The 14328-nt window shown below is 70.6% G+C and carries 13 protein-coding genes; 9 read left to right on the top strand and 4 right to left on the bottom strand.

The features are described 5' to 3' along the window. Window positions 1–197: 197 nt before the first annotated feature. From murJ to ABD256_RS21665, 7 genes are all read left to right on the top strand, one after another. The gene (murJ, locus tag ABD256_RS21635; protein WP_344422042.1) at window positions 198–1976 is read left to right on the top strand and encodes a murein biosynthesis integral membrane protein MurJ; all 1779 of its coding nucleotides are present in this window, start codon (window positions 198–200) and stop codon (window positions 1974–1976) included. Window positions 1977–2050: 74 nt separating this feature from the next. After that, a complete protein-coding gene (locus ABD256_RS21640; protein ID WP_344421610.1) occupies window positions 2051–3643 on the top strand; it encodes a protein kinase family protein in 1593 nt (530 codons plus the stop codon). Window positions 3644–3725: 82 nt separating this feature from the next. Next, on the top strand, window positions 3726–4364 hold the full coding sequence (gene sigM, locus ABD256_RS21645) for an RNA polymerase sigma factor SigM (RefSeq protein ID WP_344421612.1): 639 nt from the start codon (window positions 3726–3728) through the stop codon (window positions 4362–4364). Beyond that, entirely contained in the window at window positions 4361–5173 is an 813-nt protein-coding gene (locus tag ABD256_RS21650) for a hypothetical protein (protein ID WP_344421614.1), read from the top strand. The genes sigM and ABD256_RS21650 overlap by 4 nt, the downstream gene beginning before the upstream one ends. A gap of 95 nt (window positions 5174–5268) precedes the next feature. Then, window positions 5269–6264 (top strand): thioredoxin-disulfide reductase, encoded by a 996-nt coding sequence (trxB, locus tag ABD256_RS21655; RefSeq protein ID WP_344421617.1) that lies wholly within the window; start codon window positions 5269–5271, stop codon window positions 6262–6264. 31 nt (window positions 6265–6295) lie between these two features. Further along, window positions 6296–6619 carry a thioredoxin gene (gene trxA, locus ABD256_RS21660; protein ID WP_344421620.1) on the top strand — a complete coding sequence of 108 codons (324 nt, stop codon included), beginning with the start codon at window positions 6296–6298 and terminating at the stop codon, window positions 6617–6619. Window positions 6620–6888: 269 nt separating this feature from the next. After that, window positions 6889–8037 (top strand): N-acetylmuramoyl-L-alanine amidase, encoded by a 1149-nt coding sequence (locus ABD256_RS21665; RefSeq protein ID WP_344421623.1) that lies wholly within the window; start codon window positions 6889–6891, stop codon window positions 8035–8037. A gap of 174 nt (window positions 8038–8211) precedes the next feature. Here the strand turns inward: ABD256_RS21665 and ABD256_RS21670 are convergent, their stop codons facing one another. Then, on the bottom strand, window positions 8212–8856 hold the full coding sequence (locus tag ABD256_RS21670; protein ID WP_344421626.1) for a GNAT family N-acetyltransferase: 645 nt from the start codon (window positions 8854–8856) through the stop codon (window positions 8212–8214). Window positions 8857–9078: 222 nt separating this feature from the next. On the opposite strand from ABD256_RS21670, the gene ABD256_RS21675 reads away from it, so the two are divergent. Both ABD256_RS21675 and ABD256_RS21680 read left to right on the top strand, forming a co-directional pair. Beyond that, the gene (locus ABD256_RS21675; protein ID WP_344421630.1) at window positions 9079–10407 is read left to right on the top strand and encodes an aminotransferase-like domain-containing protein; all 1329 of its coding nucleotides are present in this window, start codon (window positions 9079–9081) and stop codon (window positions 10405–10407) included. Between the two features lie 51 nt (window positions 10408–10458). After that, window positions 10459–11409 (top strand): D-alanine--D-alanine ligase family protein, encoded by a 951-nt coding sequence (locus tag ABD256_RS21680; RefSeq protein WP_344421633.1) that lies wholly within the window; start codon window positions 10459–10461, stop codon window positions 11407–11409. A gap of 80 nt (window positions 11410–11489) precedes the next feature. On the opposite strand, the gene ABD256_RS21685 is transcribed toward ABD256_RS21680, so the two are convergent. From ABD256_RS21685 to rsmG, 3 genes are all read right to left on the bottom strand, one after another. After that, the gene (locus ABD256_RS21685) at window positions 11490–12491 is read right to left on the bottom strand and encodes a ParB/RepB/Spo0J family partition protein (protein ID WP_344421636.1); all 1002 of its coding nucleotides are present in this window, start codon (window positions 12489–12491) and stop codon (window positions 11490–11492) included. Next, a complete protein-coding gene (locus tag ABD256_RS21690; protein WP_344421639.1) occupies window positions 12488–13408 on the bottom strand; it encodes a ParA family protein in 921 nt (306 codons plus the stop codon). The genes ABD256_RS21685 and ABD256_RS21690 overlap by 4 nt, the downstream gene beginning before the upstream one ends. A gap of 144 nt (window positions 13409–13552) precedes the next feature. After that, a complete protein-coding gene (gene rsmG, locus ABD256_RS21695; protein WP_344421642.1) occupies window positions 13553–14263 on the bottom strand; it encodes a 16S rRNA (guanine(527)-N(7))-methyltransferase RsmG in 711 nt (236 codons plus the stop codon). Between the last annotated feature and the right edge of the window lie 65 nt (window positions 14264–14328).

The raw sequence follows: 14328 nt of genomic DNA on the forward strand, positions 1-14328 counted from the left end.
CCGCGCCACCGCCGTCGAGGCAGGGCGGACGGCGGCCACCGCCACCGCCGTCGCAACCGCTGCCGCAGGGTCAGCGCCCGCCGAGGCGCCAGCCGGCTCCGCCGAGGCGCCAGCAACCCGTCCGGCCGTGGCGCCAGGAGGCCGCCCCACCACCACCACCACCACCGCCACCACCGCCGCGGCGCGAAGACGCGACCATGCTCATCCCGCGCGACCGCGGGATGCCGCCGGGCGTGCGCTGGCCGATGGCCGACCCCGACGTGCTGCGGCCCTACGACGAGCTCGCCACCCGGATGCTGCCGAGGGTGCTCGACGCGCCCCGCACGGCCGAGCCGTTCGGCGACACCCCGCCACCGGTTTCCGGTATCGAGCCGAAGACGGAGGAGAAGCCGCAGTCGCTGGTCAAGGCCAGCGGCCGGATCGCGATCGCGTCGCTGATCAGCCGGATCACCGGGTTCCTGTGGAAGGTGATGCTGGCCTGGGCGGTCGGCATCGGCGTGGTGAACGACTCGTTCAACGTGGCGAACACGATGCCGAACATCGTGTTCGAGCTGCTCCTCGGCGGCGTGCTGTCGAGCGTGGTGGTGCCGTTGCTGGTGCGCTCGCAGGACGATCCCGACGGCGGTGCCGCCTACGTCCAGCGCCTGATGACGGTGGCATCGGTGCTCCTGCTGCTCGGCACGGTCGCCGCGGTGGCCGCCGCGCCCCTGTTCACCTCGCTCTACGTGGACAGCTCCGGGCAGGCGAACCCGGCGCTCGCCACCGCGTTCGCCTACCTGCTGCTGCCGCAGATCTTCTTCTACGGCGTGTTCGCGCTGCTCTCCGCCGTGCTGAACGCCAAGCACGTCTTCGCGCCGGCGGCATGGGCGCCGGTGGTGAACAACCTCGTCGTGATCATCACGATCATCGTGGTCGCGGTGATGCCGGGCGAGATTTCGCTCGACCCGGTGAAGCTCGGCGACGCGAAGCTGCTGACGCTGGGGCTCGGCGTCACCGCGGGCATCGTGGCGCAGGCGGTGATCCTGGTGCCGCCGCTGCTGCGGACCGGGTTCCGGTTCAAATGGCGCTGGGGCATCGACAAGCGGATGAAGGAGTTCGGCGGGCTCGCGGGCTGGATCCTCGGGTACGTCGCGGTGAGCCAGATCGGGTTCACCATCAACACCCGGGTGCTCACCAGCGGCACCCAGGGCGGGGTCACCGCGTACAGCAACGCGTGGCTGCTGTTCCAGCTCCCGTACGGCGTGATCGGGGTGTCGCTGCTGACCGCGATCATGCCGAGGATGAGCCGGGCCGCCGCGGACGGCGACAACGGCAAGCTGATCGCCGACCTGTCCTACGCCTCGCGCCTGTCGACGGTGACGCTGGTGCCGATCTCCGCGGTGATGACGATCGTCGGCTCGTCGATCGGCATCGCGCTGTTCACCCTCGGCAAGGGCACCCTCGACTCGGCCGAGCGGCTCGGCCAGGCGCTGGCGATCTCGGCGTTCGGCCTGCTCCCGTACGCGCTGGTGATGCTCCAGCTCCGGGTGTTCTACGCGATGAAGGACGCCAGGACGCCGACGCTGATCATGATCGTGATGACCGTGGTCAAGATCCCGCTGCTCTACCTGTGCCCGGCGCTGCTCGACCCGGACCACATCGTGCTCGGCGCGATGATGGTGAACGCGATGACGTTCGTGGTCGGCGCGATCCTCGGCCAGGTGTGGCTGTGGGTCCGGCTCGGCAACCTGCGCAGCAAGCGCGTGCTCGGGGTGATCCTGTTCACGCTGTTCGCCAGCGCGCTCGGCGTCGCCGCGGCCTGGGTGGTCGGCTGGATCGTGCCGTCGTCGCTCGGGCCCACCATCGGTGCCTGGGTGAAACTCTTCCTCCAGGGCGTGGTCGGCATCGTTGTTTCGTTCGGCGTGCTCATCGCGTTGAAGGTCGACGAGCTCTCACCTGTTACCAGAAGATTCACCCGCTTGGTCAAGCGTGGGTAACGTTTTACGCACAGATAACCCCCGTACACGGGTCGTATTCACGTACCCTCGGTGCGGAGGAGGGCCAGAGTGCGGTGAACACCAAGCGGAGTGACCAGGCCGAGACGGCCAGGGCAGGCGGCCGGGTCAGGGGCGGATCGCTGGCGCCCGGCGGCGTCGTCGGCGACGGCCGTTATCGCCTGCTGGCCCAGTTCGGGATCGACGAGCGGGCAGGCGCCCACCTGTGGCGCGCGCGCGACGGGCAGCTCCGGCGCGACGTCGCGCTGACCCTGCTGGTCGGCGACCCGGCGGACGCCGAGTCCGCGCGGCTCGCCCGCCGCACCCTCGAACGCGCCGCGCACGCCGCGAAGTTCGGCCACGACGGGGTCGCCAGGGTGCTCGACGTGCTGAGCCTCGGCAGCGGCGTGACCTCCGGCGAGGGCCTGCTCGGCGTGGTCGTCGCGGAGTGGACCAAGGGCACCGACCTGGTGGACGTGACCGCCGAGGAGCCGGTCTCGCCCGCAGTCGCGGCCCGCATGGTGCAGGCGCTGGCCGCCGCCGTCGACCGCGCGCACCAGTCCGGGCTCGTGCTCGGCCTCGACCACCCGCAGCGGCTCCGGGTCACCCCGGAGGGCGCGCTGCGGCTCGCGTTCCCCGGCCCGCTGCCGGACGCGACGCTGCGCGACGACGTGAAGGCGCTCGGCGCCGTGCTGTACCTGCTGCTCACCGGCCGCTGGGCGTTGCCGGGCGGGCCGCCCGCGATCCCGGCCGCGCCGCACACCCCCGCCGGTCGCATCGTCCCGCCGCACTCGCTGCGGCCGAGGGTGCCCGCCGCGCTGTCGTCGCTCGCGGTCCGCACCATCGAGGACGGCGACCACGGCGGCATCCGCACCAGCGCCGCGATCCTCCGCGCGCTCGACCAGGCCGCCGAGGCCGAGGAGCGCACCCAGTTCATCAAGCAGGTCGGCCCCGAGGCGGAGCCCGAGCCCGACGACGGCGTGTGGACCACGAAGAAGCCGGTCAAGGACGCCGTGCGCAGGCGGAAGCTCGCGCTCGGCGTCACCGTGCTGGTGGTGCTCGCGGTCGGCATCCTCGCCTGGCTCGGCATGCTGGCGATCAGCTTCTTCCAGGGCGACAAGGCGGCCAACGGGCCGAACATGAACGTCGCCCAGACCACCACGTCCGCGCCGCCGCCACCGGCTTCGTCGGCGCCCCCCGCGTCCCCGGCACCGGCACAAGGCCAGTTCGGCGAACCGGCGAAACCGTCCGGCGTCACCGTCTACAACCCCGAGGGCGACGGCGACAACCCCGGCCGCGCGCGCAACGCCACCGACGGCGACCCCGGCACCGCGTGGAAGACCGAGCAGTACCAGCAGCAGTTCCCCAAGGTGAAGCCCGGCGTGGGGCTGATCGCCGCGTTCGACGGGCAGATCACCCTCGCCCAGGTGAAGATCGCCGGCGCGACGGCGGGCACGAAGGTCGAGATCAGGGTCGCCGACACGAAGAACGCCCAGCTCGACGACACCCGGGTGGTCGGATCGGCGGACATCGGCGGCGACTCGGCCGACGTCACGCTCCAGCAGCCGCAGAGCGGGCGGTTCTTCGTCGTGTGGATCACCCAGCTCGGCGGCGACGGGAAGAAGTTCGCGTCGCAGATCGGGGAGCTGACCTTCCTGCCCGCGAAGTGACGCGCGGTGCCCGCGCACTGGCTGTTCGTGCAGGGTGTGGGCATTTTCACCGGGGTCTCACGCGGTCAGTAGGCTCTCCCGGGTGACCGCAGCAGCACCTACGGACGCTGACCTGATAGCGGCGCACGCCGCGGGGGATCAGCACGCGTTCAGTGAAATAGTCAGGCGGCATCGAGACCGGATGTGGGCCGTCGCCCTGCGCACCCTCCGCGACCCCGAAGAGGCCGCCGACGCGCTGCAGGACGCGTTCATCTCGGCCTTCCGCGCGGCGGGGAACTTCCGCGCCGAGTCGCAGGTGACCACGTGGCTGCACCGGATCGTGGTGAACGCCTGCCTCGACCGGATGCGCCGCAAGCAGGCGAGGCCGACGGTGCCGTTGCCGGAGACCGGGTTCAACGAGCCCGCGTCGCCGCGCGACTCGATGTCGGACAAGGAAACCAAACTCGTCATCAAGGCCGCGCTCGACGAGCTGCCCGAGGACCAGCGCGCCCCGATCGTGCTGGTCGACGTCGAGGGGTACTCGGTCGCGGAGACGGCGAAGATGCTGGGCATCGCGGAAGGCACCGTGAAGAGCCGGTGCGCGCGGGGCCGCGGCAAGCTCGCAAAGGTTCTGGGACATCTACGGAACCCCGATGCAGATGCGAACGTCCTACCTCACGAAAGCAAATCGAGCCGGGTGCGGCAGGCGTCGCGCACGCAGCAGCAGGGGGAGGGGCGATGACGGACGAGAGTCGGGGGCTCGGCGGAACCGTGGGTCCGCCCTGGTCTGTCGACGTACTCGCCGACCTTCACGCGGGCGTGCTCGACGAGCGCGAAGCGGCCGAGCTGTGGCCTCGCGTGAACGCCGACGCCGAAGCACGGGCCATCATCGAGGCGCTCGAAGCGACCACGGCCGACTTGGACGCGCTCGGCTCGGCACCGGTGGAGCCGATGCCCGCGGAGTTCGCGGCCCGGCTCGACGCGGCCATCGCCGAAGAAGCACAGCGCGCGTTCGGCGGCCCGCCCCAGCAGGCACCGCCCCAGCAGGCACCGCCACCGCCGGACCTGCCGGTGGCCCCGGTGACCGACCTGGCGGCCGCCCGCCGCAAGCGGAACAAGCTGCTCGGCTGGGGCACCGGGCTGGTCGCCGCGGCGGCGGCCGCGGTCGTCGCGGTCGCGGTCATCGTGCCGGGCGGTCAGAGCGGCTCCGACGGGAACATGGCGCAGCCCCCCACGAGCCAGCCGGGCGGTGAGCCACCCCTCGCGCTGAAGAAGAACGATCTCGGCGGCGCGCTCGGCGGCCCGCAGGGCGTACGCGACTTCGGGCCGCTCGGCAGCGAGGAGAAGCTCGACGCGTGCCTTTCGGCCAACGGCATCGACCCGAGCCTCCGTCCGGTGAAAGTGCGGCCGGTGACGTACGAGGGCAAGCCAGGCGTGATGGTGCTCTTCACGACCGGCAAGCTCGCCCAGTTCCGGCTGGTGGTGCTGTCGCCGACGTGCGGGCCGGGCGAACCCGGCAAGCTGCTCGACGAACTGATCGGGGCGAGGTGACCGCACTGCCCCATGGCGGCGGTCACGCGAGGGAACACGGCCACCTACGATCGTGTTGATCCGGTGGACGGGTCACAACGAGCGGAGGTCACGGGGTGGCTGCAGACGACATTCGGAACCTGATCATCGTCGGATCGGGTCCCGCCGGATACACCGCGGCGGTGTACGCGGCGCGGGCGCAGCTCGAGCCGCTGGTCTTCGAGGGCACGCAGTTCGGCGGCGCGCTGATGACCACCACCGAGGTGGAGAACTACCCGGGTTTCCGCGAGGGGATCCAGGGTCCCGACCTGATGGAGCAGATGCGCAGCCAGGCCGAGCGCTTCGGCGCGGAGCTGCGGGCCGAGGACGTCGAATCGCTCGAACTCACCGGTGACGTCAAGTACGCGACGGTGAACGGCAAGCGGTACGGCGCCCGCGCGATCATCCTGTCGATGGGTGCCGCCGCGCGGTACCTGAACGTGCCCGGCGAGCAGGAGCTGCTCGGGCGCGGCGTGTCGTCCTGCGCGACCTGTGACGGCTTCTTCTTCCGCGATCACGACATCGTGGTCGCCGGTGGCGGCGACTCGGCGATGGAGGAGGCGACCTTCCTGACGAAGTTCGCCCGATCGGTCACGATCGTGCACCGCCGCGACGAGTTCCGCGCCTCGAAGATCATGCTCGAACGGGCGAAGGCCAACGAGAAGATCAAGTGGCAGCTGAACTCGCGGATCACCGAGGTGGTCGGCGACGGCAAGGTCGAGGGCCTCAAGGTGACCGACCGGAACACCGGCGAGGAGAAGACCCTCGACGTGACCGGCTTCTTCGTCGCGATCGGCCACGACCCGCGCAGCGAGCTGGTGCGCGGCCAGGTCGACCTCGACGACGCGGGCTACGTGCTCACGAAGGACCGCAGCTCCTACACCAACATCGACGGCGTGTTCGCCGCCGGTGACCTGGTCGACCACACCTACCGCCAGGCGATCACCGCGGCCGGCTCGGGCTGCACCGCGGCGATCGACGCGGAACGCTGGCTCGCCGAGCACCAGGTGACCGACGCGGCCGCCGAGGCGCCGGAGCTGGTCGGCGGCGGGTACGCCGCCTCCGGTTCCTGACCCCGCCGCCTTCCCACCCAGAGGAGAAACCATGACCGACACCGTGAAGGTGACCGACAAGACGTTCGCCGACGATGTGCTGACCAGCGACAAGCCGGTCCTCGTCGACTTCTGGGCCACCTGGTGCGGCCCGTGCAAGATGGTCGCGCCGGTGCTCGAGGAGATCGCGGCCGAGCACAAGGAGAAGCTCACCATCGCGAAGATCGACATCGACGAGAACCCGCACACGCCGCGTGACTACCAGGTGATGTCCATCCCGACCTTGATCCTGTTCCAGGGCGGGAAACCGGTCAAGCAGATCGTGGGCGCGAAGACGAAGTCCTCGCTGCTCTCCGATCTCGCCGACGTGCTCTGAGCACACCGAAACACCAGGTCAACCCGGGGGCGGCCGGTCATCCGGCCCGCCCCCGGCATGGTTTCCGGGCCCTTTTCGCGTCACCGGCGGCCACCGCCATCGTCACTACCGGTGGATGCGTTACCGGATGTGGCGAGACCCGACGCTCCGACCGGCCCTGCGCGCTCACCGAGAGTTCACAGGGCACAATAGGAGTCCTGAGTAAGTGCTCAAGGACTTTCCGTACTGCACCGGATCGAGCTCGGTGCCCGAGGTAGAGCGAGGAGTGCATGCGGGTACTCCGCCGCGGTGACGCCGGAGCCGACGTCGCCGAGATCAGGTCGATGCTGTCGGCGCTGGGCCTGCTCCCCTCGGGAGCGGCGGCGAACGGGTCCGCCGACCAGTTCGACCCGTTCGTCGAGCAGGCCGTCCGGGGGTTCCAGCAGCGAAGGGGCCTGATCACCGACGGGGTGGTCGGACCGGCCACCTACCGGGTGCTCCGCGGCGCCAGCTACCACCTCGGCAGCAGGCCGCTGGCACATCTCATGTCGGCACCGGTGACCGGTGACGACGTGTTCGCGCTCCAGGAGCGCCTCACCGAGCTCGGCTACGACGCGAGCAGGCCGGACGGCGTGTTCGGCGCGTCGACGGAGCGCGCGCTGCGGGACTTCCAGCGCGACTACGGCCTGATCATCGACGGCATCTGCGGCGCGGCCACGGTGCGCGCGCTGCGCCAGCTTTCCCCGAGGGCCCGCGGTGGCCGCCCGGTGTTCCTGCGCGAGCAGGAGCAGGTGCGGCGCGCCGGGCCGAGGCTGCGCGGCAAGCGCATCGTGATCGACCCCGGTCACGGCGGCGCCGACCCGGGGATCGAGGCTTCCGGGCTGCGCGAGTCCGATCTCGCCTGGGACCTGGCGCGGCGGCTCGAAGGCCGGATGAAGGCCGCGGGCATGGAAGCGCTCATCTCGCGCGGCCGCGAGCACGGCCCGACGGAGGCGGAGCGCGCGAAGTTCGCCAACGAGGCGGGCGCCGACCTGTTCCTGTCGCTGCACTGCGACCGAAACCCCTCGCCGCACGCGCACGGCGTCGCGAGCTTCCACTTCGGCAACGGCCACGGCACCACGTCCACCGTCGGCGAGCTGCTCGCCGGGTTCATCCAGCGCGAGCTGGCGGCCCGCACCGGCCTGCTGGACTGCCGCACGCACGCGAAGACGTGGGAGATCCTGCGGCTGACCCGCTGCCCCGCGGTCCGGATGGAGATCGGGTACCTGACCAACCCCGGCGACAGCCGCAGGCTCGCCGACCCCGCGTTCCGCGACGTGGTCACCGAGGGCATCCTGATCGCCGTCAAGCGGCTCTACCTGCTCGGCGAGGGCGACCAGCCGACCGGCACCTTCACCTTCGCGGACGTGCTCGCCCACGAGCTGGCGAAGGCCGAGTAGCGCACCCGCCGCGAGCGCGAACGGCCCACTTCACCACCACACCTGTGGACAACCGGCGATGGTGTCCACAAAATGTGGACAACCGGGCCGGGTTCTCATTCTGCGAAGACCGCCGTGCCGGATGCGCCCACCGCGTCCTTCGGGCACCGGCACCGCGGAATCGCGCGGGGGAGGTCAGGCGCGGGCCACGCTCGGCTCGGCGGTGGAGATGCTGACGTGGCCGAGGAGCCGTTCGAGCGCCGCCTCGACGTCTTCCTTCCAGGTGCTCGCCGAACGCAGCTCCAGGCGCAACCTGGGCCACCGGGGGTGCGGGCGCACGGTCTTGAAGCCGACGCTCTGCAGGAACTCGGCCGGCACCACGCAGCTGTGCTCGCGATCGGACTCGTCGGCCCCCGCCTTCGCGTCGCCGAACGCCTCGATGGCGCGGACGCCGCGCCGGGTGAGGTCCTTCGCGACGGCCTGCACGAGCATCCTGCCCAGCCCGCCACCGCGGAACTCGGGCTGCACGTGGAAGGCGGTCAGCAGGACCGCGTCGGGACCGGGCGGTGAGGTGGGGAAGGCGTTCGACCTCGGCACCGCGTTGGGCGGGGCGTAGAGCACGAACCCGACCGGCAGGGTGTCGCTGTAGACGATCCGGCCGCACGAGCCCCATTCCAGCAGCACGCTGGACACCCAGGACTCCTTCTCGACCTCGGTCTCGCCGTACTCCTCCGCCTGCGTCTTGAGGTGGGGTGCCACCTCCCAGTAGACGCACCGGCGGCAGCGCAGGGGCAGCTGCTCCAGGTTGTCCAGCGTCACGCCCACGACGCGTCGCGACACACGACCCTCCCTGACCTGCCCCGAACTTGCACAGCACTTCCGCAACCGGCGAGATACCGAGCCGCGGGCCCGAGCGGGCGCGGCTCACCATGACCGAACGGCCACGTCCGAGGATAGGCCGATGTGACGAGCGCCGAAAGGGCGGCCTCGTCACAAGGGTGGGTGGTTACACTCGGAGGAATCTACCTGCCGGTAGAACCCCTTCGACCGAGTGAAGTGCCGATGACTGCCTCCGGATCGCCCGAGAAGAACCCGGCTCAGGCCGGGCGCCACAACCTCGACCCGCACCTCGACCGGTACGCGGCGCGCACCTCGGGGATGACGGCGTCCGAGATCAGGGCGCTCTTCGCGGTGGCGAGCAGGCCCGAGGTGGTTTCGCTGGCGGGCGGCATGCCGAACCTCGCCGCGCTGCCGCTGGACTCGCTGTCCGCACAGGTGGCCGAGATCATCGCCGAGGACGGGCTCGTCGCGCTCCAGTACGGGTCCGCGCACGGCGTGCCGGCCCTGCGCGAGCAGATCTGCGAGATCATGGCGATGGAGGGGATCTCGGCGCATCCCGACGACGTCGTGGTGACCGTCGGCTCCCAGATGGGCCTCGACATGGTCACCCGGCTCTTCTGCGACCCCGGTGACGTCGTGATCGCCGAGGGCCCGTCCTACGTCGGCGCGCTCGGTTCGTTCACCGCCTACCAGGCGAACGTCGTGCACGTGACGATGGACGACGACGGGCTCGTCCCCGAGGCGCTGCGCGAAGCGCTCACGCAGGCCGAACGGGCGGGCAAGCGGGTCAAGTTCCTCTACACCATCCCGAACTTCCACAACCCGGCCGGCGTGACGCTCGCGGTGGAGCGGCGCGAGGAGATCCTGGAGATCTGCCGCGCGCACGACGTGCTGGTCGTCGAGGACAACCCGTACGGCCTGCTCGGCTTCGACGGCCAGACCTACCCCGCGCTGCGCTCGACCGATCCCGACAACGTGGTGTACCTCGGCTCGTTCTCGAAGACGTTCGCGTCGGGGTTGCGCGTCGGCTGGGTGCTGGCGCCGCACGCGGTGCGCGAGAAGCTGGTGCTGGCGGCGGAATCGGCGACGCTGTGCCCGCCGACGTTCAACCAGATGATCGTTTCGCGCTACCTCGCCACGCACGACTGGAAGGGCCAGATCAAGACCTTCCGCGAGAACTACCGCGAGCGGCGCGACGCGATCATCTCCGGGCTGGAGCAGCACATGCCGGCCGGTAGCAGCTGGACCCATCCGGACGGCGGTTTCTACGTCTGGGTAACGGTTCCCGAGGGCGTGGACACCAAGGCCATGCTGCCCCGCGCGGTCACCGCCCGGGTGGCGTACGCGTCCGGAACCGGGTTCTACGCCGACGGTTTCGGCAGCAGGCAGATGCGCCTGTCCTACTGCTATCCGACGCCGGAGCGCATCCGCGAAGGGGTGCGCAGGCTGGCCGCCGTGCTCGAGTCCGAAATGGACCTGGTGCGCACCTTCGGTACGGTGACCCCGCGTGCCGTCTCCGGGCCGCAGTCGCCGTCCCCGGACACCGCGTAGGCCCCGGCGGGCCCGCACCATCCACCGCAGAGACATCCAAGGAGTTCCGGCGTGGCCGAACGCACCGTTGCCGTCCTCGCTGGCGGGCTTTCGCACGAACGTGACATTTCCCTGCGCTCAGGTCGCAGGCTGTCCGCGGCTCTGCGCGAACAGGGCCTCGGCGTCGAGGAGTGGGACACCGACGCCGGCCTGCTCGACCGGCTGCGCACGACCCGGCCCGACGCGGCCGTCATCGCGTTGCACGGCGGCGAGGGCGAGAACGGCTCGGTGCAGACGGTGCTCGAGATGCTGGGGGTGCCCTACGTCGGCACGTCCTCGCACGGATGCCGCCGCGCGTGGGACAAACCGACCGCGAAGGCGCTCGTCGCCGACACGGGGTTCACCACGCCGGACTGGGTGGTACTGCCGCACAGCACATTCCGGGAGCTGGGCGCGAAGCAGGTGCTCGACGCGATGGTCGACCGGCTCGGGCTCCCGCTGATCCTCAAGCCGGACCAGGGCGGCTCCGCGCTCGGCACCCAGGTCGTCCGCGACGCCGCGGACCTGCCCGCCGCGATGGTCGGCTGCTTCGCCTACGGCGACACGGTGCTCGCCGAGCGGTTCGTCGACGGCGTGGAGGTGGCCGTCGCGGTCGTCGAGCGCGACGGCGAACCGATCGCGCTGCCCGCCGTCGAGATCGTGCCGGAGAGCGGCGTCTACGACTACACCGCTCGCTACACCGCGGGGCTCACCGACTTCTTCGCGCCGGCCCGCATCTCCGATGACGCCGCGAAGGCGGCGGGCGAACTCGCCGTCGGGGCGCACCGGACGCTCGGGCTCCGCGACATCTCGCGCACCGACGCGATCGTCGCGGCCGACGGCACGGTCATGTTCCTCGAAGTGGGCCTGTCGCCGGGGCTGACCGAAACCTCCACGGTGCCGATGGCGGTGGAGGCGTCCGGCGAGTCGCTCGGTGCGGTGTTCGCCGCGCTCGTCGACCGCGCGATCAGCCGCGCGCACTGACCCCTCCGAGCAGTCACCTTCCGTAGCCCAGGGCCGCCGCACGGCAATCATCACCGTGACGAAAGGCCCTGGGGTGATCCCTAATCGGTTTCTCGTGTCGGATTTGTCTTGTTCGGGTCCATCAACGCGACGATCCGCTCAAGATCGTCGACGGAGCCGAACTCGACGACGATGCGTCCCTTCCGGCGCCCGAGATCGACCTTCACCCGGGTGTCGAAGCTGTCCGAGAGGCGGGTGGCGAGCTCCTGGAGACCCGGCGCCTGGATCGGCTTGCGCGGCTGGGGCTTCGCCTTCGCCGGCGCTTCGCTCTTCTTGAGCGTCACCGCTTCCTCGGTCGCCCGCACCGAAAGCCCCTCCGCGACGATGCGCATCGCGAGCTCTTCCTGTGCGTCGGCGTCCTCCAACGACAGCAGCGCGCGGGCGTGCCCCGCGGAGAGGACGCCCGCGGCCACCCGGCGCTGCACGGGGAGGGGCAGCTTCAGCAGCCGGATCGTGTTGGTGATGACCGGCCTGCTGCGCCCGATCCGGCCTGCCAGCTCTTCGTGCGTCACCGCGAACTCGTCGAGGAGCTGTTGGTACGCCGCCGCCTCTTCGAGCGGGTTCAGCTGCACGCGGTGGATGTTCTCCAGCAGCGCGTCCCGCAGCATCGCCTCGTCGGCGGTCTGGCGCACGATCGCAGGGATCGCCTCCAGCTCCGCCTGCTGCGACGCGCGCAGCCGCCGCTCACCCATGACGAGCTCGTACTCGTCACCCGGCAGCTCCCGCACCACGATCGGCTGCATGAGGCCGAACTCGCGGATCGAGTGCTCCAGCTCGGACAGCGCGTCCTCGTCGAAGACCTGCCGCGGCTGCTTCGGGTTCGGCTTGATCGCGCTGACCGGCACCTCGCGATAGACCGCGCCCGCCACCTCACCACCCGCGACGTTCACCGTGCCGTTGGCATGGAACCAGCCCTTGTCGCCTTCCTGCGGCGGCTGGCCTTCAGCGCTCTTCTCGACCGTGGCGGTCTCGCCGTTGACCGGGCCCGTCGGGATGAGGGCCGCGAGTCCTCGTCCGAGTCCGCCTCTCCGTTCCGGCGTCACGACAACTCACCTCGCACTCCCTGTTCAGCGCCGCGCTCGGCGACCTCCTTGGCCGCGTCCATGTAGCTCATGGCGCCCCGCGAACCGGGGTCGTAGGCCAGCACGGTCTGGCCGTAGCCGGGCGCCTCCGAGACCTTCACGCTGCGGGGGATGACCGTCTTCAGCACGACCTCGCCGAAGTGGTTGCGGACCTCCTGGGTCACCTGGTCGGCGAGTTTGGTGCGCCCGTCGTACATCGTCAGCAGGATCGTGGACACCGCGAGCGTCGGGTTCAGGTGCTGCTGGACGAGCTCGATGTTGCTCAGCAGCTGTCCGAGACCTTCCAGCGCGTAGTACTCGCACTGGATCGGGATGAGCACCTCCTGGGCGGCCACCATCGCGTTGACCGTCAGCAGGCCGAGCGACGGCGGGCAGTCGATGAAGACGTAGTCGACCTGGAGCTCGTCGAACGCTTCCGCGGACAGCGCCTCCTTCAGCCGGGTCTCGCGCGAGCTCATGGACACGAGTTCGATCTCGGATCCGGCGAGATCGATGGTCGCGGGCACGCACAGCAGGTTCGGCGACTGCTCGCTGACCGCGGCGGCTTCCGCGAGCGACACCTCGCCGAGGAGGACTTCGTACACGGACGGCGTCCCGGACCGGTGCTCCACGTTGAGCGCGGTGCTGGCGTTGCCCTGCGGGTCGAGGTCGATCACCAGGGTCCGCAACCCGTGGACGGCGAGGGCCGCCGCGAGGTTCACCGCGCTGGTGGTCTTGCCGACGCCGCCCTTCTGGTTCGCCACCGTCAGCACCCGACGGCGCCGCGGGCGGGGGAGCGTGTTGCCTTCCGGGTGCAGCACCCTGGCCGCCCGCTCCGCCTCTTCGGCGATCGGTGTCCAGCCGATCTCCTGGCTGGTCTCTGGCTTCGGAGGGGTCACCGGTTCCGCCTTCCCTTGTTCGAGGTCTCGATCGAGGCTTCAGTCGCGCCAGGGGCGCTGGTTCCGCGCCGTTTCACGTGGAACATGCGTCGCTCCATACTGATCGGCTTCCCTCTCCGCCGTCGGTAGCTGGCCGTCATCTTGTCATCCCGCGCGCTTCGGTTTGGTCATCCCGCCCGCGCGGCGACGAGGACCACCGGACTTCGCGGGACGGGTTCGCTCCACCTTCACCACGGTCGTCGGGGTGTCGAGCAGGCCGACGCCGCATTCGTGCACGGACGGGGTCGCACCGCCCGCCTTCTTCACGGCGTCGAGGTCGCGGGTGATCTCATCCCGCACACTGCTGCCCTTGAGCGCGAGCATCACGCCCCCTTGCCGGGCCAACGGAAGGCACCAGCCGGCGAGCCGAGCCAGGGGAGCGACCGCACGGGAGGTGACCACGTCCGCCGCGGGTACATCTTCGCGCACCGTCTTTTCCTCCGCGCGACCGCGTACCACTTGAGCCGAGAGATCGAGTGCCTCGACCACTTCGGCCAGCCAGTCCGCCCGCCGGGCCATCGGTTCGATCAGCACGACGTCCAGATCGGGTCGCGCAATCGACAGGGGGACACCGGGGAAGCCCGCGCCGGAGCCGACGTCGATCACCCGGGCACCGTGCGGGATCTGCTCCGCGAGCACGGCCGAGTTCAGCAGGTGGCGCTCCCACAACCGCTCGACTTCGCGCGGACCGATCAACCCGCGCTCGACCCCGTGGCGTTCCAGCAATCCGGCGAACCGGCGGGCGAGGTCGAGTCCGCCGCCGAACACCTTCGCCGCCGACTCCGGGACTCCGGTGCTGTCGTCGACCTCTTCCACGCGCGCTCCTCAAGACTCGGCCGTTTCACGTGAAACGGCGTCTCCGTCGATTGTCCCCGACGGGA

The organism is Amycolatopsis minnesotensis, assembly GCF_039529815.1.
Taxonomy (GTDB): domain Bacteria; phylum Actinomycetota; class Actinomycetes; order Mycobacteriales; family Pseudonocardiaceae; genus Amycolatopsis; species Amycolatopsis minnesotensis.